At 60.7% G+C, this 18,949-nt stretch carries 14 protein-coding genes and 2 pseudogenes; 4 read left to right on the top strand and 12 right to left on the bottom strand.

All coding sequences use genetic code 11. The features are described 5' to 3' along the window. Window positions 1-190: 190 nt before the first annotated feature. The gene (locus tag A9D14_RS18985) at window positions 191-2,356 is read right to left on the bottom strand and encodes a TonB-dependent receptor family protein (protein ID WP_232469161.1); all 2,166 of its coding nucleotides are present in this window, start codon (window positions 2,354-2,356) and stop codon (window positions 191-193) included. A 170-nt stretch (window positions 2,357-2,526) separates the two neighbouring features. On the opposite strand from A9D14_RS18985, the gene tnpA reads away from it, so the two are divergent. From tnpA to tnpC, 3 genes and pseudogenes are all read left to right on the top strand, one after another. Next, window positions 2,527-2,901 (top strand): IS66-like element accessory protein TnpA, encoded by a 375-nt coding sequence (gene tnpA / locus A9D14_RS18980; RefSeq protein ID WP_066848315.1) that lies wholly within the window; start codon window positions 2,527-2,529, stop codon window positions 2,899-2,901. Further along, a complete protein-coding gene (gene tnpB, locus A9D14_RS18975) occupies window positions 2,898-3,239 on the top strand; it encodes an IS66 family insertion sequence element accessory protein TnpB (protein WP_066846946.1) in 342 nt (113 codons plus the stop codon). Before tnpA ends, tnpB begins: the two co-directional genes overlap by 4 nt. Before the next feature lie 60 nt (window positions 3,240-3,299). Then, window positions 3,300-4,745 (top strand): annotated as a pseudogene (tnpC, locus tag A9D14_RS18970) (IS66 family transposase); the annotation flags it as partial. Between the two features lie 30 nt (window positions 4,746-4,775). Here tnpC and A9D14_RS20545 read toward each other — a convergent pair. Further along, the gene (locus A9D14_RS20545; RefSeq protein WP_066842370.1) at window positions 4,776-6,848 is read right to left on the bottom strand and encodes a recombinase family protein; all 2,073 of its coding nucleotides are present in this window, start codon (window positions 6,846-6,848) and stop codon (window positions 4,776-4,778) included. Then, complete coding sequence (locus A9D14_RS18960; protein ID WP_066847877.1) at window positions 6,835-7,014, bottom strand: hypothetical protein; 180 nt, start codon at window positions 7,012-7,014, stop codon at window positions 6,835-6,837. Before A9D14_RS18960 ends, A9D14_RS20545 begins: the two co-directional genes overlap by 14 nt. Before the next feature lie 306 nt (window positions 7,015-7,320). Here A9D14_RS18960 and A9D14_RS18950 point away from each other — a divergent pair. Continuing rightward, a pseudogene (locus tag A9D14_RS18950) lies at window positions 7,321-7,548 on the top strand (transposase domain-containing protein); the annotation flags it as partial. A gap of 503 nt (window positions 7,549-8,051) precedes the next feature. Here the strand turns inward: A9D14_RS18950 and A9D14_RS18945 are convergent. The 9 genes from A9D14_RS18945 to A9D14_RS18900 all read right to left on the bottom strand — a co-directional run bounded on the left by A9D14_RS18945 (window position 8,052) and on the right by A9D14_RS18900 (window position 18,674). Then, entirely contained in the window at window positions 8,052-9,011 is a 960-nt protein-coding gene (locus A9D14_RS18945) for a cation diffusion facilitator family transporter (protein ID WP_050600437.1), read from the bottom strand. Further along, window positions 9,011-9,898, bottom strand: coding sequence for a ZIP family metal transporter (locus A9D14_RS18940; protein ID WP_050600438.1), 888 nt, complete (start codon window positions 9,896-9,898; stop codon window positions 9,011-9,013). The genes A9D14_RS18945 and A9D14_RS18940 overlap by 1 nt, the downstream gene beginning before the upstream one ends. Before the next feature lie 175 nt (window positions 9,899-10,073). Further along, a complete protein-coding gene (locus tag A9D14_RS18935; protein ID WP_050600439.1) occupies window positions 10,074-11,096 on the bottom strand; it encodes a sodium:calcium antiporter in 1,023 nt (340 codons plus the stop codon). Then, window positions 11,093-11,722 carry a cation diffusion facilitator family transporter gene (locus tag A9D14_RS18930; protein ID WP_050600440.1) on the bottom strand — a complete coding sequence of 210 codons (630 nt, stop codon included), beginning with the start codon at window positions 11,720-11,722 and terminating at the stop codon, window positions 11,093-11,095. The genes A9D14_RS18935 and A9D14_RS18930 overlap by 4 nt, the downstream gene beginning before the upstream one ends. Then, window positions 11,719-12,090, bottom strand: a complete 372-nt coding sequence (locus A9D14_RS18925) for a SpoIIAA family protein (protein ID WP_050600441.1) — start codon at window positions 12,088-12,090, stop codon at window positions 11,719-11,721. The genes A9D14_RS18930 and A9D14_RS18925 overlap by 4 nt, the downstream gene beginning before the upstream one ends. 440 nt (window positions 12,091-12,530) lie before the next feature. Next, a complete protein-coding gene (locus tag A9D14_RS18915) occupies window positions 12,531-15,827 on the bottom strand; it encodes an efflux RND transporter permease subunit (protein ID WP_066850913.1) in 3,297 nt (1,098 codons plus the stop codon). 22 nt (window positions 15,828-15,849) lie between these two features. Beyond that, window positions 15,850-16,998, bottom strand: coding sequence for an efflux RND transporter periplasmic adaptor subunit (locus A9D14_RS18910; protein WP_066850912.1), 1,149 nt, complete (start codon window positions 16,996-16,998; stop codon window positions 15,850-15,852). Window positions 16,999-17,009: 11 nt separating this feature from the next. Continuing rightward, the gene (locus A9D14_RS18905; protein ID WP_050600444.1) at window positions 17,010-18,263 is read right to left on the bottom strand and encodes a TolC family protein; all 1,254 of its coding nucleotides are present in this window, start codon (window positions 18,261-18,263) and stop codon (window positions 17,010-17,012) included. Between the two features lie 63 nt (window positions 18,264-18,326). Then, window positions 18,327-18,674, bottom strand: a complete 348-nt coding sequence (locus A9D14_RS18900; protein ID WP_050600445.1) for a hypothetical protein — start codon at window positions 18,672-18,674, stop codon at window positions 18,327-18,329. Window positions 18,675-18,949 lie beyond the last annotated feature (275 nt).

Here is an 18,949-nt window from a genome sequence, read left to right as displayed (position 1 = left end):
TTGTCGTTCGAGAACCAGGATTCGCGGACGAGCTCACCCCCAGGCGTCCGCAACAGTCTTGGTGGGGAGTTCCGCCCTGCCCAATCCCGTCTGGCATTCGATCTAGGGTCAGCTTTCATCTCAGTTCTCGCCTCCAAGCACGCAAAATGAAGGGGGCGCGAACATCAACGCCAAAAGCCTCACGCGGAGTTTAAAAACTGACCCGAGCACCACCCACAATGCGCCGCGGAACCCCTGGTCGCAGACCGAACGGGCGCCTGCTCACGGCGTATTGATTGTCGAGAACATTGTCGACGCGCGCAAACAGGGAGAATTTGTCAGTCAGCGCGTAACTTCCCGCAATATCGAAGACGATGCGATCATCGATCCTCTCGTTTTCAGCAACGGCTCCGCTTCCTGGATTGTCGCGCAACTCGGAAACGTAGTTGGCGCCAACGGTAGCCGCCGCACGTCCCATGTTTACCCCCGCTTCGACATAGAGCTGATGGCGCGCGATGTACGGCAGGTCATCGCCTTCGTTTACGTCGCCAAAAAATTCGCTGTCGAAGCTGCTGTCGAATTCTGCATCCGTGAACGTGTAGGCAAGCGAGAGCGGGAACGAGACCGAATTGGAAAGGCGAGGTTCAACCGCCGCCGACAGTTCCAGCCCTTTGACCGTAACCGCGCCGCCATTGAACTGATCGCCAATATCACCGACGCTGCAGCCCACGGATTGAGTGCAGTTGCCCAGAAGGTTCGAGTAGTCGTTGTAGAAGCCGATCGCGGAGACCTGGACCTTGTCGCTCCGATAGCGGACCCCGGCTTCGTAGTTCCAGCTTTCCTCGGCCCGTGCATCAGGATTGCCTGGACCGGGAGGTGAGAAACCGCGCGACACACCTGCCAGCAATATGGCATCACCCAACTCGTAGGTGGCGCCAAGACCTGGCAACCACTGATCGATATTGGTCTGACGGACACGTGTCGGCCCATTTGAGCGATCCGGGTCCGACCCGGCATAGTCGAGCCGGGTCAGGTCAATCCCTTCATACCTCAAGCCGGGAGTCAGTGTCAGGGCACCGATCTCGATCCGGTCCTCGATATAGAACGCGATCGCCTTTGCTTTCGCTTCCCGGTTGGCTTGCTGACCAAGATCGGTCTGCCGTTCGAAGACGAGATCACCCCCGATCTGTGAGTAGAATTCCTCGTTTTGCAGCCTGTCTTCCTCATCCTCGTGGTAGCGGACAGATACGGCAAGGTTGTGCCTCGCGCCGCCCATCTCGAAGGGGCGCTCAAGCGAAATCTGAGCGCCTTCGCTGCGATAGACGCGGTTGTTGTTCCGTATGCGAACCGCGCCCTCGAAGCTATCCGCCCCGCGCAAGATGCTAAGCGCCCCGGCATTGTCCTCTGGATTAACGAAAACCGAGCTAATTGAATCGAAGCTGCCATCGCCGTCGAAGTCGATATCCTGGAGCTTGGACCAGCTGCGGGCAAAGTCGTTCCGGTACAGCGTAGCTGTGATCCTCGTTCCGTCAGAAAATGCCAAGCTGCCGGTAACGCGATATTGATCGTGCTCACCGGAAAAAGCGTCGCGCTGGCTTGCCGCATAGCGACGATAGGGCTCCGCGGCGAAATCGGTGTCGGCAAGTCCAAGGTACGTCTCGTTGGCTTCAAGGTCCGATCGGCCATAGACGAATTCCAGTCGCGCCTCGACAGGCGCGTCCGGTGCTGTGTGAACAGCCAAGCGTCCACGGTAATCCTGTCGCTCGAAACCGGTGTCGGCGTCGGGAAGCCCATCAATCGTCTTGAAGCCGTCGCTGCCCTGCTGGTAGGTTTCAAGCAGCGCGCCGACGTAGTCCGTGTCTCCACCGACCCAGGCCTGTCCCTGATAATAGTCGCGCGACCCGTATTGCCCGAAAGCGTAGCCAGCCAGCCCGTCGGCCGGAATGTCGGTCGACCGAAGATTGACCGCCCCGCCGATCGTACGGGGCCCATAGCGAATGGCGGCGGCCCCTTTCGTGACTTCGACCGCCTGCATGCGCCCGATGGCCGGGAAATAATACGCTGCCGGCGCGGCATAGGGAGCAGGCGCGATCAGCACGCCGTCTTCCATGAGCGTGATGTTGCTCGAACGTTCGACCGGACTGCCGCGCAGACCGATATTCGGGAACAAGCCGAACCCGTCTTCCTCCTGCGTGTTGATGCCGGGGACCTGCCGCAGGACGCGATTTACATCCCCGTAATCGAACCGGCGCAGATCCTCGCTGTCGATAAGATCGGCCGATCCCGCGATACGGTAGGGATCGATCCGGCCGCCGACCACGATGATCGAATCCACCGGATTCTCCCGGCGCTCGTCTGCAATCTGTTCGGCGCGCACCTCTCCGTCATCAGGCCCGGTAGTCTCTTGTGCCACCGCCGGTGCGGACAAAGCGATTGCGAGGGACGAGACGGTAGTACGATAGTATCCATCCGGCGGGGACCGCCTTGTCTGGGTAGGTATTGAGCGCTCTTTAGCGTGCTCTTGTGAGCGCGCTTATGGAGTGGTCGATGGGTCAGGTGACGGTGTTTTCGGGGCCAGAGCGGCGCCGACGTTGGAGCGAGGAAGAGCGGCTGCGGATACTTTCCGATGCTTTCGCGCCGGGCGCCTGCGTTGCCGAGGTGTGCCGACGTCACGATATTTCTTCGGCGCTGATCTACACCTGGCGGCGCAAGCTGCGCGAGGCAGGCGAACGGGCAAGCAGCTTATCCGAGGCGTTGCCGGCGCCGGTGTTTGCCGAAGCGGTGGTGGATGAGGACGCAGCGGCGACCAGCACGGTCGAGCACCCCGTGATGATCATTGATCTGCCGCGCGGCAAGCGGCTGAGCATTTATCCTGCGGCATCACCGGCGCTGGTTGCTGCCGCATTGAAGGCTCTGCGATGATCCCTCCGAGCGCGCGGGTGTGGATCGCGCTGGGCCACACGGACATGCGGAAGGGCATGCAGGGCCTGGCCCTGCTGGTGCAGCAGGGTCTCAAGCGTAATCCTCATAGCGGCGATCTGTTCGTGTTTCGCGGCCGCGCGGGATCGCTGATCAAGATCATCTGGCACGACGGGATCGGCATGTCGCTCTATGCCAAGCGGCTCGAGAAGGGCCGGTTTGTATGGCCCTCGGCGAAGGACGGAACGGTATCCTTGACCCCGTCCCAGCTGGCCTGCCTGCTGGAGGGGATCGACTGGCGCAACCCGCAGTATACGTGGCGGCCGCAGAGCGCAGGATAATCGTCAGAAGGTGGCATTTTGCTCTTGCAGCAGGGCATCCCACGTGATTCACTCTGCGTCATGGAAGCCGCCATCTCGCCCGTTCCGGACGATGTCGAAGCGCTCAAGGCGCTGGTGGCGACGATGGCCCGCAGAGCCGAGGAGGCCGAGCAGCACGCCGCCACTGTCGCAGCCGAACTGGCCAACGCCCATGCCCGCGAGAGCGCCATCGAAGCGGTGATCGCCCACCTCAAGCTGCAGATCGCCAAGCTCAGGCGCGAGCAGTATGGCGCCAGCGCCGAGCGCAGCCGCCGCCTGCTGGATCAGATGGAGCTGCAGCTCGAAGATCTCGAGGCTGATGCCGCTGAGGACGATCTGATCGCCGAGGAAGCGGCAGCCAGGACCACCACCGTCACCGCCCTCGAGCGCAAGCGCCCGGCAAGGAAGCCGTTTCCCGATCATCTGCCGCGCGAGCGCGTCGTGGTGCCCGCCCCATGTTCCTGCCCGGCCTGCGGCGGGGATCGGCTCTCCAAGCTCGGCGAAGACGTCACCGAGACGCTCGAGGTGATCCCGCGCTCGTGGAAGGTGATCCAGACGGTGCGCGAGAAGTTCTCGTGCCGGGACTGCGAGAAGATCGCGCAGGCCCCTGCGCCGTTCCATGTCGTCCCGCGCGGATGGGCCGGACCAAGCTTCCTGGCGATGCTATTGTTCGAGAAGTATGGGCAGCACCAACCGCTCAACCGGCAGGCCGAGCGCTTTGCCCGCGAAGGCGTGCCGCTCAGCGTCTCGACCCTCGCCGATCAGGTCGGCGCGGCTGCCCATGCGCTGATGCCGCTCTACAAGCTGATTGAAGCGCACGTCCTTGCTTCGGACCGCATCCATGGTGACGATACCACCGTGCCGGTCATGGCCAGGGGCAAGACCGATACGGCTCGATTATGGGTTTACGTTCGCGATGATCGCCCGTTCGCCGGATCTGATCCACCAGCTGCCCTGTTCCATTACTCGCGCGATCGGCGCGGCGAGCACCCGCAGACCCATCTCGCGGCATGGTCCGGTATCCTGCAGGCCGATGCCTATGGCGGCTACAACGAGCTCTATCGCGAAGGCCGTGATCCCGGTCCCGTGCTGGAAGCTGGATGCTTTGCCCATGCGCGCCGCAAGTTCTTCGAGCTGGCCGATGTCGTAAGCTCAGCCCGCAAGAAGAGCCGTGGCCAGCGCAGCAGCATGACCTATCCGATCGCGCTGGAAGCCGTGCAGCGCCTCGACGCCCTGTTCGATATCGAGCGGGGCATCAATGGCACGGCTCCGGCCGAGCGGATTGCCGTTCGCCAGGAACTCAGCGCACCGCTGATGTCCGAGCTCCACACCTGGCTCACCGCGCAGGTGGCCAAGCTGTCGCGCGGCCATGATCTGACCAAGGCCTGCCTCTACATGCTGAAGCGCTGGGACGCGTTCACCCGCTTCCTTGACGACGGCAGGATCTGCCTCACCAACAATGCTGCCGAACGCGCGTTGCGCTGCATCGCGAAGCGTGTTTCATTATGCACTCCGTATTCAAGTATCTGTAAACATTGGAAGCATGTCCGCGTCAACAACGCGACACGGGCGACCCTTTCGGGCCATCGCAGATTTTACCGCTTCCGACATCAAATCGGCGGAGCGGATTTGATGCGGTGCGCGCGGTACGACCTGCACTGCCGGAAGCACGCCGGTTTTGATGAGAAGTCTTATCGTATGGCTTGAGGTGCCAAGCGCTTTGGCCGCCTCAGTCATGGTGAGCCATTCGCCGTCTTTCACCGCAGACCGATAGGCATCGATCCCTCGCACGCGCCGAACAGAGTAGACCCGGTGCGCCGTCCAGGTTTTGCCTTGGCCGGTGGGCAAGCCCATCCGATTCAGCGTCGCGGCGATATGCTCGTCGGACCAACGGCCCGCCATGCTGCGCATCACCTCCAGCGCATCCTCCGCTGTTGCACAACCGTGCTCGCCGGCTTTCGGCTTGCGAACCCGCAGTTCCGAGTGCTGGCCGCCCCGCCAATGGATCGTGAGCACGACGTCACGCACGGCATCATCGACATCGACGACGATGTCGGCGATCATTGTACGTAGCATTTGCTGGCGAGCGCGCATCGTCACATCCGGAGCGTTCCAGGCCGCCGACAGGTTTTCCGCCAGATTGGCGAAGGCATTTGGATCGGCCTCGATGGTCGAGGGCCCTTCCGCAGGCTGGCGAGCCTTCAAGTCCCGCACGCGACGGAGCGCGATTTCCCAGTTTTTCTCCAGCTGCGCCGCTATCAGGCGATTATCGGGATCACAAGCTGCGTAGCGGCGCTCGGCTAGGCTGGCCTCGTAGCGCGCCTGCTGGAGTTCCAGGTCGAGGATCTGGCGCTGCTCTTCTTGTCGTTCCCGGTTCATCCGCTCCGCCTCGAACGCGGCTTCGATCGCCAAGGGTTCTACCGCGCGCAGCAGTTCGCGCGCAACTGCTGCATCCACTCGTAGACCGCCAAAGGTCATGCATCGAGGTAAGCCCATCATCAGGTTCGGCTTGTCACAGCGGTAGACTGGCCGACTTTGCGGGTTACCGGTGTAAGCAACGCTCAGTCGCCGCCCGCACCGTCCGCACGTCATGATCCCTGACAGCAGTGCCTTGCCGCCTCGGCCTGACTTTACGCCGCCAGCGCGGCCATAGTTGTTGAGGGCCAGCTGCTTCTGGTTGCGCTCGTATTCTTCCCAGCTGACGTAGCCCTCGTGGTGCTCCTTGATGAACACCTCCCAGGTTCCGACCGGCTTGCCATGCCCGTAGCTTCGCCGCGCTCGCCCATCGACAATGGTAGTCCGCTTTTCGCTTTTCCCGTAGACGTAAACACCTGCATAGAAGGGGTTTTTGAGGACGGCGATGACGTTGCGATAGCGGATAGGTAACCATGTGAAGCTGGTCATGCGGCCTTCGTCCGAAGGCCGCGGGAAGTGGATTCCATCGGCCTTCATAGACAACAGCACCTGACGCGCACTGCCCAGCTCTCGGAAGCGCGCAAAGATGAGCCGGATTACCTCCTGAAGGCGTAAGTCGGGATCGAGTCCCAGGCCCGCTTCGCGGTGCCAGATGTAGCCGAACGGGACAGACAACCGCAATTCGCCGCGGCGCGCCTTCGACCTCGCGGCATCGAGCATTCGCGTCCTGAGAACGCCGAGCTCGAACTCGCTGATGCTGCCCTTCATTCCCAGGAGTAGGCGGTCGTTGGGCTGGCAAGGATTGTACACGCCATCATGATCGATGACACGGGCTTCAACGAGCCCGCACAGTTCCAGCAGATGGTGCCAGTCGCGACCATTTCGCGCGAGCCTTGACGCATCGAGGCACAGCACGGCACCCACCTTGCCCGCGCACAATGATGCGACCAGGCGATCAAAGCCGGGCCGCGCAACGGTTCCGCTCGCGGATCGTCCGAGATCATCGTCGATGACTTCGATATCGGTGAAACCGTGCTGACGTGCGCTGTCGACGAGGTCGTATTGCCGCCGCTGGCTTTCCAGGTTGGTCATGACCTGGGATTGTGTCGATTGTCGCACGTAGACGACGGCCTTGCGCTTCAGCAGTTGCGCCGGGATTAAATCAGTGCCGGTCATCGCCGAGCTCCTCGACGACGAGGCCAGCGGCTTGCATCAGGATTTGAGCAAGCGTGATTACGGCCTTCGTCCGTTCCGCCTCGCTCATCCCGTCCACCCTCCGGGGCTCGAAGATCAGGCTCATCTGTCTGCCCGAGGCCGGTGCGGGCGTGTCGTGCTTGTTCATCGACTTCCTCCAATGCGACTCCATCATCGCGTTGGGAGTTTGGTGAAGCAGCGACCGCGGTGACCAGCCTCTTCAAATCGGAAAGCGCTGCAACATCAACTTGGGGCGGGCCGATTCTCATCTTGGAGCAGGCGACCGGATCAACCATCCAACCAGGCATCGAAACGACGATGCCAGATGGGCCTTCGACCTTGAGAAAGCGCCCCGTCGCTCGCTCCTCTACCCGCCGTACGCTGACTTTCCGCCCGAAATAGGGATGCCAAGGATAGTGAACTTCCCGCTCTTCGCCGACATGGGCAGAATGAACGGGCGATGCCGCTCGGCCGCAAGGCATGGCTGTTCTGCGGGTCCGACCGCGGCGGGCAACGCGCCGCCATCATCTACACGCTGATCCAGACCGCCAAGCTCAATGACGTCGATCCGCAGGCCTGGCTCGCCGATGTCCTCGCCCGCATTGCCGATCACCCCGCCACCAGGCTCGACGAGCTTCTGCCATGGAACTGGGCGCCGCTCCCCGACGCAATCGCCGCGTAACTTCGGCTACGCCTCGGCCGGCGTCACACCGCGGCCTTCACCGGATGGATACGTACGATACATAAAAACTTCCTGTTCTCCGAGTGTGGAAATCCGGGCCCTAACCTTATTGCGATTGCCTCGCAAGAGCAAAAACACGCTTTGGGAAAACTTCTCGGTAGCGCTCGTGCGCGTAGCTGTGCAGCGCAGCGCGGGGGATTTGCGACACCGATGAGGCAAGGATGTGGTGATTTACCTGAGCTTCAAAGAGTAAGCCTGCGGTCGGCTGTTTTCCTTTGTAACCGAGCAACTGCAACGCATTTAACACCTTGCGCAGCGCGGTCCTTTTTGCACGAGCAGGGCCAGGCCGATGGCAAGCCCGACAATCCTCGCAAGCCTGAGTTAGGGTTGTTCAACGAACACTCGTACGCACCCAAACCTTGCGGCCGAGCTTTGACGGCCCGGGTTTCCGGTTTTTCAGCAATTATCGTGGTCTGCAGACGTCATCGAATACGCACACAAATCTAAGGCTGATGGGGTCCGCCAACTTCATGCGGATGTGCGGTTTGATGCGCGGGAACGAGATCGGCTTCGCAGTCCGTTTCAAAGCACGCTTCGAATGTCGCATGCTCAATTTGAAATTCTTCTTTCAACATCGACCTAGCCCGGCCCTTCACTTTCTCGAATTGCTCAAGTGAAGCGCCTTCAGGGGTTACATGCGTTTCCAGCGCCCGGTGATGCTCGCCGATCGACCAAACATGAACATGATGTACTCCGTCGATCCCATCCAACTTTTCGAGTGCCAAAACGATCCGATCAAACTCCAGCTCGTCGGGAACCGCGCCCATCAAGAGCCGGACTGTCCGCGGCATCAGGGTCACCCCCTGCCAGATGACATAACCGGCGATGATTAGGGTGATGATCAGATCCGCGATGTAGAGATCGTATAGCAGGATCAGCGCGCCAGCAACGATCACACCGACCGACGCGAGAGCATCGGAGACGTTGTGCAGAAAGGCCGCCTTCATGTTGATGCTGTCATGCGAACCGCGATAGACGATGAAGGCAGTCACCAGATCGATGACCAGCGCTATGCCCGCCACGCCTATGACGGTCCATCCCTCGACCGGTTGGGGATCGGCGAACCGGTTGATTGCCTCCACCAACAGGTAGAAGCCGATGATAAGCAGCGTCGTGAGGTTGATGAGTGCGGCGACGACTTCGCCTTGCGCATAACCGAAGGTCATAAGTTTGTCGGCGGGTCGCCGCCCGATTTTGCGCGCGAACCAGGCCAGGCCAAGCGAAGCCGCATCGCTGAAATTGTGCAAGGCGTCGGCTATGAGCGCGAGCGACCCTGAGACGATCCCGCCAATGATTTGGGCAACTGTAAGCAAAACGTTGATCGCCACTGCAAAGATCAGCTGGCGATCGCTGAGATTTTCTTCGCCGTGACTATGTCCGGCGTGACCGTGGGATTGCTCCATTACTCGCGTCCCATTGTGAAGGGTTCAATGCTAAACGCGACTGCCGGTCGCTCTGCGGGATGCTCCAAACCCGAATTCGGAAGATCCACCGCGTCTGATAATTCATCAAGCCCGGCGAAAATGAGTGCGAGAAGGGCGAACCCGACGAGAAAAACAAGAAGCGATTTGAAGTGCCCCGCTGTGTGTGCCGCTTGATGAAGAAGCAAAGCTCTTACCGCCGCAGCCAGGAGCAACCCTGCAAGGACGGTGAGGAGCCAAGGCAGCCCGAAACTATCGACACTGTGTACCATCCAGAATGCCAACAGCGCAGAACCGATGAAGGCCAGAGCGAGACCGACCTGTAGCGCGATGCGGTCCATTCGGCTTGAGCTAGCGGCTATGAACCTGGAGCCAATCTGACGACTGACCAAGACATTCGCCATGGCCAACCCTGCCGCGGTGACTATTGCCAAAGTCACGGAAGCGGCTGCTGCAATACCGAGGGTCAAACCATAGCCGATCAGATCGACGATGGAGAAGATCGACGATACAGCAACATTGGACAAATCCTCGTCATGATCATGCTGCTTTCTTTTGCCGTCCGCGAAACGGCCTCTGAGATAGCCGGCTGCCTTGCACAGAAGAACATAGGCTCCTCCACCGAGCAAAAAGAGCACAGGGATGGCCCAGCTGTCGACTGCCGATTGGACGAACGGCGTAACCGCTAGCGCAGCGGTCGCAAACAGAACGCCCGCAGCAGCAGGATACAACAGATCGGACCGGCGCAATCCCGCCCCCACACGTTCGACCCACAACGTCCCTACGACCAAGCCGGTGCTTGCGAATATCGCAAGAAGCAAAACATGCGATCGGCTTTGTGTCTCAAAGATAGTGTCGAAAAGGCTCATTAGCTTTTCAAACCCCGTACCGCCGGAAGTTCGTCTGCGACTTTCTTCCGCGCGACAGGCAAATCTCCATCAAAATCTTTTCGGGGAGATGTCCTCATAAGCAAGGGCTGATCGTCATGATCCTCTTCGCGGTGGCTATGGCCGCTCCGTTCACCCTGATCTCGGTTGTCATTGCTCATCCGGCTCCTCCGGAGACTTGCAAAGGCTTCACCCACAGGAATATTACGGCAATAAAAGCCGCATTGGCTGCCCAGAACGCGAAGATGTGCCATCGACCAAAGCCTCTTTTCTCTTCGTCTCCCAACGAAAGAAAGAGAGCGTATAGCGCGGCCATCAGCACGACGAACGCGAGACTGACCCAGAAGAGTTGAAAATTCTCGATCGGCGTTCCGATGATGGTGAGCGGGATGAAGGCGAGCGTCATGGTCACGACATGGTCGCCGATCACGCTTGTGCTGGCGGAGGTCACCTGACCGGAGCGCGCGACGCTCCAGGTCGTGAACACCTCGGGCAGCGATGCGACGGCGGCAGTGATGAAAAGACCGCCGACGATATTCGGGATGCCGAGTGCGCTCACGATCCTTTCGGTCGAGAATACGGTGAAGTAGGCCCCGACCGCCAGGGCGCCGACGCCCGCTATGGCCATCCATTTCTCCTTTAGACTCCACTCTACCTCCTCTCCCTTCTCTCGGCCCCGAACGAGAGCCTGAAGGAGATAGGCGAGATACGCGATCAGCAGCAGCCATCCATCGATCGGCTGCAACCCGCGCCAAGGGGCGGGAAGCGTCAGTAGAGCGAAGACCGCGAGGATCGCCAGGTAAGGCAGCGCCTGGACGGTAAGAGCCCCCTTATCGACCGCGACGTAATGATCACGACGATGCTTCTTGTGCTCCTTGTCAGCACCTTCAAGGGCCCCTTTACGGGTCGCCAGATAAGCGGTCGTCACGATCACCGGAATCACCAGAACGGTCGAACCCAGCATGGCGCCAAGGCCGATATCGGACACATCACGAGCAGCGCTCGTCACATTGATGCCCATCTCTGGCGAAGCGGCGGCTAGACCTAAAAAGGAGCCCCCCGCCGCGACGGAGAACCCCCATTGCTTGCGTAATTTCTTGAGCGGTGCGGACAGGCGTTCCGCGCCCCAATGAGCGGCCCAGACGGCGGCGAGGAGAACCGCTGCCCAGACCGCGATCACTTGCGCCAGCCCTCGTGCTCTGTGCCCTCTTCCTCATGGATGTCCATATGCGCATCGCGCAGGATCTCGATGCCGCCGTAGATCGCTATGCAGGCCACACCGATCCCGACGACGAGATCGGGCCAATTCGATCCGGTGAAAAACACTACGATACCCGCTATGATAATCCCGCCGTTCGAAACGAAATCATTCAAACTGAACGTGGTGGCTGCACGTAAATTGACATCCTTATTCTGCAAACGTTTCAGCAGGTAAAGGCACCAGAGGTTCACCGCACCGGCAACCAGCGCCATCACCATCATGACGCCGCCGATCGGATCCGAACCCTCCATGAAGCGCCGGATGGCATCGAGAATCACACCGCCTGCGAACACAAGCAGCATGACCCCGGAAAAACGCGCGGCTCCGCGCTTCCAGACCCGGGAGCGGGTGAGCGCAAGCAGGCTCAATGCATAGACAATCGCGTCCGACGAATTGTCGAGCCCATTGGCAATCAGCGCGTTGGAATCGCCGATTACCCCGGTGATGAAAAACCCTATCGCAATCGCCACATTGAGCCAGAAAACGATCCAGAGAGTGCGGCGCTTTTCGGCCGAATCGAGGTTGAGTTCGCCTTCGCCGCTCATGACGCATTCCTTCCGTCTCTCGCCCAGCTTTCGGCGGCAACCCGCTCGACAGGTGTGAAAAACCTCATCTCCGCGCGGAATAGCGGATCGAAAAGCTTGGTGCCCCACTCTTCCCAACTACTATCGCCGACCATCGCGATCCGGCCGAAGCTGTCCTTGTGCTTCGCATCGAATTTCAGGTCGCGCCAGAGACCGCCCATATCCCAGCCAGAAAAGTCGGGAGCAAGTTCGATAAGCATCGGAACCGTCCCAGGAACTCGCGCCGCGACGCGCTCGAAAAACGGAACGAAGCGGTCATAGTCGCTATCGGAAAGCGTTCCGTCCGCCCTGATGAGCAACAGACCGTTATCTTCGATTGCGGTGAGCATGGCGATTTCTCCTCTTGAATGTTCCGCGCGACCGTCGAGCGGCTTTGGCGCGTCCTCTGGACAGCGGTAAAAGATGCGCTCGAAACCTCGATAGTTGCAGGTGAAGGGCCGTCCCGGGCTACAATCTTCGATCGTAAGATGGCGCACTTGCATTGGCCGCGCATGCCGTTCGAAGGGCTTATGGTCATGGTATATGCGATGGCCTCACCCTCATCGCGCCAGATGCCGACAGCGGACAGATCACCGTCCGAAGGTTGCACCTCTGCATAGAAGCCATCGGCGAAAAACACCCACGCCGTGCCCGTATCGCAGCCGGGCGTTCTGCCGAGGCTCCGCGCGCCCGCAATTGAGTCCGATACCGGATCGCTTCGAGACTTGTCAGTCCCGAAGCGATCTGAGGCAGACAAATTGACCTAGCTAACTTCAATTAGCCCTCCCCTTCAAGTAACATCCCGAAGTTCTTTACGTTCCTCAGGCGTGACGTTGCGACGCAGGCGGTCCCACCATCTTTGGCGCCAGCTTCGCTTCTCCTTGCCATCATCGAGTACCAGGCGAGCGATCGCTGGCAAAACGAACAGCGTGAGCGCAGTGGCTGTGATCAGCCCGCCGATAACCACCGTAGCCAAGGGACGTTGCACCTCAGCACCTGTTCCTGTGGCAATCGCCATCGGCACAAAACCCAGCGACGCCACCAACGCGGTCATGAGCACCGGTCGCAGTCGCGCCAGCGCGCCATCGGCAATCGCCTCATCCAGTGACATCCCGCTGTCGAGTCGCTGCCGGATCGCGGTCATCATGACGAGACCGTTGAGCACCGCCACGCCGGAAAGCGCGATAAAGCCGACCGCTGCCGACACCGAGAATGGCAAGCCTCGCAGCGCCAGAGCGAACACCCCGCCAGCCAAGGCCATGGGAATGGCACTGAACACGGCAAGCGCTGGAACCCATCCACCCAAAGCCATGAACAGCAAGAGGAGAACCAGAGCGAAGGCAATCGGGACGACGATGGTGAGCCGCGCCTGCGCTTCCTGCAGGTTCTGATACTGTCCGCCCCATTCGATGAAGGAGGCCGGCGGCATATCGACGCCGGTCGAAACCCTTTCCTGCGCTTCCTCAACAAAGGAGCCGAGATCGCGCTCGCGTACGTTGGCCGAGACGATCACAAGCCTTCGGCCCTGCTCTCGCCGAACCTCGGCAAGGCCATCGACGACCTGAAAATCGGCCAATGTCCGCAAAGGAACGGTGACCCCGTTTTCAAGCACGATCGGGAGCGCGCCGAGCTGGTCGAAATCGTCGCGCGTAGCATCCTCGAGGCGCACGACAACATCGAAACGGCGATCGCCCTCGAACACCAGTCCTGCTGGCCGCCCGCCGAGCGCGATAGCAACCGACTGTGCCACTTCCTCGACGGTCAGACCATAGCGCGCGATGGTCGGGCGATCGAAGGCGATGTCCAGCGTAGGAAAGCCGGTCACCTGCTGCACCTTCACGTCCGCGGCGCCTTCGACACCTCCAAGCACGCCCGCGACCTCGCCCGCAGCTTCGGTGAGCGCAGTGAGGTCATCGCCGTAGAGCTTGACCGCGACATCGCCGCGCACACCGGCGATCAGCTCGTTGAAGCGCAGCTCGATAGGCTGGCTGAACTCGTAGAGATTGCCGATGAGGCCTCCGAGCGCGCTTTCCATTTCACCAACAAGCTCATCTTTCGGCAAATCGGGATCGGGCCATTCGTCGCGAGGCTTCAGGATGACATAAGCGTCCGAAGCATTGGGGGGCATTGGATCGCTGGCGACTTCGGCCGTGCCCGTCCGTGAGAACACAAGATCAACTTGGGGAAACTCTTCGAGCCGGTCTTCGACCCGCCGCTGCATCGCCAGCGAGCGTTCGAGCGATGTCGAGGGGATGCGCAAGGATTGCACCGCGATGTCGCGTTCATCGAGCTGCGGGGTGAACTCGCTGCCCAGAAAGCCGAACACAAAAACCGCTACTGTGAAGAGACCAACCCCGGCACCAATCATCGGCCAGGGCCGCGCAATGACCTTGCGCACGGCGGGACCGTAGCGCTCTTTGGCCCAGCGAATGGGCTTCACCTCCTTTTCGGTCAGCTTCTTGTTGAGCAGGACCGCAATCATCGCTGGCACGAAGGTCAATGAAAGAACGAAGGCCGAAGCCAGCGCGAGCAGCATCGTGATCGCCATGGGCGAGAACGTCTTGCCCTCGACCCCGGTAAAGGTCAGCAGCGGCGCGAAGACGAGGAAGATAATCGCCTGACCGTAGACGGTCGGTTTGATCATTTCCTGCGCTGCGAGACGCGTTTCGGTCAGCCGCTCACCCAAGGTAAGCAAGCGTCCTTCGCGATGTTGCCGGGCCGCAAGCCGGGCGACGCTGTTCTCGACAATGATGACCGCACCATCGACGATCAGCCCGAAGTCGAGCGCGCCCAGGCTCATCAGATTACCTGAGACACCAAGCCGGTTCATCCCCACCGCTGCCATCAGCATCGAAACGGGAATGACCAGTGCGGTGATTATGGCGGCGCGGATATTGCCGAGCAAGAGGAACAGGACGGCGATCACGAGCAATGCGCCTTCGAGCAGGTTCTTTTCGACGGTGGAGATCGTCGCATCGACTAGTGAGGAACGATTGTAGACAATCTCAGCGACAACTCCGTCCGGAAGCGATGCGCGGACCTCTTCAAGTCTCTCGGCAGCACCAGCCGCAACGGTCCGGCTGTTCTCGCCCGCGCGCATCAACACGGTTCCCACCACCGCCTCTTCACCGTTCAGTGAAGCAGCACCGGTTCGCAGGTCGCCGCCGATCTCCACATCGGCCACATCGCCGATGCGGATGGGCACGCCCTCGCGGGTCGCAATGACGGCTTCTTCGATGTCGGCAATGCTGCCCAGCCTCGCGTCCACGCGGACAAGCAGGGCTTCGTCGGCACGATCGACGAAATTGGCGCCTGCCGCCAGATTGGCGGCTTCTAGAGCATCGATGAGTGAGTCGAATGACAGGCCATAGCCGGTGAGACGTGCCGGATCGGGCTGAACAAGGAATTGCTTTTCGAACCCGCCAATCGAATCCACGCCGGCCACGCCGTCGATCGAGCGCATCAACGGCGCGACCACCCAATCCTGCACAGTGCGCAGATAGGCCGCCTTAGCCACCTCACTCTCGAGGCGGTCGCCGCGTTCGGTGATGAAGCTGCCATCGGACTGCCAGCCTGTGCGGCCACCAGTGGTCGCACCCTTGCCACCGGGATGCTCATACTCGATCGTATACATCAGCACTTCGCCAAGGCCGGTGGAGATCGGCCCCATGGTAGGCTCCGCTCCTTCGGGCAATGAAGCGCCAATCGGCGCGAGCCGTTCGTTCACCTGCTGCCGGGCGAAGTAGAGGTCGGTGCCCTCCTCGAAAATCGCGGTGACCTGGCTGAAGCCGTTGCGCGAAATCGATCGTGTCATCTCCAGGCCTTCGATCCCGGCAAGTCCGGTTTCGATGGGGAAGGTCACCTGCGTCTCGACCTGCGAAGGTGAGAGCGCGGCAGCGCTGGTGTTGATCTGGACCTGCGTGTTGGTGATGTCGGGAACCGCGTCGATCGGCAGGCGCACCAGATTGAACGCTCCGTAGATCGCTGCGAACACGGTCAGGACGATGATCGCCCAGCGGAAACGAACGGCGACATCGAGGATGACTCCGATCGGGCCGTGACGGTGGCTACCTTCGTCCGAAGACATGGGAGAAGATGCCGTGGTTTGATCAATGGCCATGTTCTGCGCCCTCCTTTTCGAGCTCGGACTTCAACAGGAAGGCATTGGCAGTCGCGATCCGCTGACCGGGCTCGAGCCCGGAGAGGATCGTCACCATTCCGGCAGACCGGCTGCCGATCTCGACCTCCCGAGCCTGAAATCCGCGTCGTGTCCGCACGAAGACAACATCGCGTCCTTCGAGCACCTGCACAGCATCTTCGGGTACCGCGATACGGCTCTGGTCCAATTCGCCCGAGGGGCGAATACGCGCCTGAAGGAACGATCCGGGCTGCAGACCGGGAACGGCGCGCGTCAAGGTAAGAACCGCTGTCGCGCTACGGCTCTCGGCATCGAGCGAAGGCGTTACCGACCGGACGCGAGCGCCGACCTCCCTTCCATCGCCGAGGATCAACGCAGCCTCGTCGCCAGGCTGGATGCGTGAAGCATCTTCGGAAGGCAGCGCAACCTCGATCTGCAAGCCGCTGGGATTGACCACGCTGTAAAGCTCCTCCCCGGCGTCGACGAACGAGCCGAGCACGATTGGAGCGGCGGTCACACGGCCCGAAAGCGGACTGGTGACAGCGAGCGAGCGTCCATCGCCGCTCACGCCTGCCGCGGCGACGGCCGCCTGCGACCGGTTCAGTTCGGAACGGGCAACGTCAAGATTGGCGCGCGCCGCTTCGAGATCCTGGCGTGCGGTCACGTTGGCTTCGAATAGCCGGCGCTCCCGTTCATAGGCCGCCGAAAGCTCGGTTACGCGGGCGCGGGCGGCACTAAGCTGGGAAGCGAGTGCAGCCGCATCGGCGCTTTCGATCCGAGCGACGGTCTCGCCCTGCCGGACATAATCGCCAAGCGTCTTGCCAACGCTGCGCACGACACCGGAAGCCCGTGCATCGATGCGTGCGCTGGCGGTCGGACTTGCCGCAACCGTTGCAGGAAATACGAGTTCGACAGCGGCACCCGTTTGCACCGCTGCGACCTCGATCTCGGCGGTGCGGATCTGCTCTTGCTCGATTAGCACGAGCCCCTCGGGCAGTTCTGTCTCTGCGACCTCTTCGTCCGCGTGGGTGTCGACCTGGCTGTCAGGCCAGAACATCAGCATCAAGGCCGAAACAAGTATGACAATTCCGGCGATGATCGCCAGTCTTTTGCGGTTCATTTTGGTATTCCTCATTGTGCGGCCAGCCTGATCAGTTCGGCGGCAGCTTGTCCCCGGTCTTCTTGCGCAGCAATCAACGCCTCGCGAATGGCATCGCGCGCTTCGGCTGCGCTCAACACTTCGATCAACGGAAAACGGCCATTGCGATAACCGATGCGGACGAGCCGAAGAGCCTCCTCGGCCTGGGGGAGTGATGTCGTGGAAAGCGTCTCGACGCGCGCTTCGGCAGCAAGATATTGCGATCGTGCGCGCGTCACGGCTTGCTCGAAATCGGCCAACGCTACAGCCTCGCGAGCATTGGCGGCGCGCAGCCTTGCTTCGGCTGCAGCGATATTGCCCTGATTACGATTCAAGAAGGGAAGCGGGATCGAGACACCGAGAAGAAAGGCACTGTCATTGCTTTCCTCGAAGCGTCGAACACCGGCGGAAACGACGGGATCGGGAATGCGCAGGCTGCGCTCACGATCGATCTCGGCGGCGGCGGCGGTGCTTTCCGCACGCGCCACTCGCAATTGCAGACCGCTTGCTGTCGCCATTACAGCACCGGGCGGTTCGATCCCGGGGAACCTGCTCGGAACAAGCGGCGGCGCCCCCTGATCGCCCCATAGCGAGGCGAGGGCCGTTCGGGCTGCAAGACTTGTCGCTTCGGCGGCCTGAAGTTCGGCTTGCGCTTCCGCCAAGGCCGCTTCGGCCCGAAGAGCACGGAGCGGGGGCTCGCGCCCGACTTCTACGAGGAGACCGGCAATGCGGGCGAGCTCTTCGTTTCGCTCAACCACATCGAGGGCCAGTTCGACGCGCGAGGCTGCTGCAGCCGCTGCTACGTAGCGTTCACGGACAAGAAATCCGAGTTCGGCCCCCGCAAGGTCAGCCCGCAGATCCGCCAGCTGTGCCTGCGCCCGGGCAGCCTCGACGCGTGTGCCGCGTTTACCTCCAAGTTCGAGCCGCTGTCCGACAGCAAGCGTATATTCGGTGGCGCTTAGCCCGGAGAAGGCCCCACTCCCGGCGATGTTCTCGACCTCGAGCGATATTTCAGGGTTGGGCCGCAACCGCGCCTGTCCGACAAGAGCCTGCGCCGCCTCGGCTTCCGCTCGAGGGCCGACGATGCGCGGGTTTAACTCGGTGTTAGCGGGTTCGGCAACCACGCCTGTCCGGCCCAACGCCTCGTCGAGCGTCAGAAGCTCCCGCTCCTGCGCTGCCACAGGCGTGACAATTGCGGCGAGGGTTAGCCCTGCTATCAGGGCCCCTCGCCATTTGATGGCTGGCATTTTTCAAAACTCTCTCTGCTGACAAATCGAAATGCGCTGCGTCAAGCAGCGCAGTGACGGTCGTCAGGCGCGAGGAGGGCGTTTGGGTAAATTGCTCGCATCGCCGAATAATTCTTCGGCCATATGCGACCCAACCGTGATGTTAAGCCGGTCGGGCATGTCGTTTAAAAGCTTCGATTTCAGTGCTGCGGCGACGTGATGGCAATGCCCGTGGGCGCATTCCTGCTGCTCCGGGCTTTCGTTTTGCGGGCTCTCGTCCGCATCAATGTCGAACATCTGGACCGAATAGGCTATTTCTGACAGCTCGTCCGCACATTGCGCTGCTTCGACCGCCGGAGACGCCATCAGCGCTGCGACCGCCAAAAGGGCGGCGACAATCCTGACGGGAATCAAGGCGTTCAGATCGAACATCCTGTGGCCCCTAACAAGGTGAAACGAAAGTTGAAACAAAAATCTTCTCGGTTGCTGTAATGTGATATTGTCACGAAGCGTCCGGACAATGAATATTGTTCGAGTAGTTTCTTTTTCGACCAAATTCCATGGAATGAATGCAGCGTTCTTATAAGGCGAAAGCTGATTAATATTCAAATTACCCAAGTTCCGTCATAATCAGCCATCCAATCCTAGATCACGACATCAGAATCTGGATTATCACGATGATAACGCTTCCAGCGACTGGAGGTGCA

The organism is Croceicoccus marinus, from assembly GCF_001661675.2.
GTDB lineage: Bacteria > Pseudomonadota > Alphaproteobacteria > Sphingomonadales > Sphingomonadaceae > Croceicoccus > Croceicoccus marinus.
Note: the sequence above shows the minus strand (reverse complement) of the source record. Positions and strands in the feature narration are given on the sequence as shown.

Excerpts from the sequence above, each read along its gene's own strand:
- tnpA (WP_066848315.1), top strand. The coding sequence starts at position 2,527 with ATGGGTCAGGTGACGGTGTTTTCGGGGCCAGAGCGGCGCCGACGTTGG.
- tnpB (WP_066846946.1), top strand. The coding sequence starts at position 2,898 with ATGATCCCTCCGAGCGCGCGGGTGTGGATCGCGCTGGGCCACACGGAC.
- A9D14_RS20545 (WP_066842370.1), bottom strand. The coding sequence starts at position 6,848 with ATGACCGGCACTGATTTAATCCCGGCGCAACTGCTGAAGCGCAAGGCC.
- A9D14_RS18960 (WP_066847877.1), bottom strand. The coding sequence starts at position 7,014 with ATGAACAAGCACGACACGCCCGCACCGGCCTCGGGCAGACAGATGAGC.
- A9D14_RS18945 (WP_050600437.1), bottom strand. The coding sequence starts at position 9,011 with ATGGAGCAATCCCACGGTCACGCCGGACATAGTCACGGCGAAGAAAAT.
- A9D14_RS18940 (WP_050600438.1), bottom strand. The coding sequence starts at position 9,898 with ATGAGCCTTTTCGACACTATCTTTGAGACACAAAGCCGATCGCATGTT.
- A9D14_RS18930 (WP_050600440.1), bottom strand. The coding sequence starts at position 11,722 with ATGAGCGGCGAAGGCGAACTCAACCTCGATTCGGCCGAAAAGCGCCGC.
- A9D14_RS18925 (WP_050600441.1), bottom strand. The coding sequence starts at position 12,090 with ATGCTCACCGCAATCGAAGATAACGGTCTGTTGCTCATCAGGGCGGAC.
- A9D14_RS18915 (WP_066850913.1), bottom strand. The coding sequence starts at position 15,827 with ATGTCTTCGGACGAAGGTAGCCACCGTCACGGCCCGATCGGAGTCATC.
- A9D14_RS18910 (WP_066850912.1), bottom strand. The coding sequence starts at position 16,998 with ATGAACCGCAAAAGACTGGCGATCATCGCCGGAATTGTCATACTTGTT.
- A9D14_RS18905 (WP_050600444.1), bottom strand. The coding sequence starts at position 18,263 with ATGCCAGCCATCAAATGGCGAGGGGCCCTGATAGCAGGGCTAACCCTC.
- A9D14_RS18900 (WP_050600445.1), bottom strand. The coding sequence starts at position 18,674 with ATGTTCGATCTGAACGCCTTGATTCCCGTCAGGATTGTCGCCGCCCTT.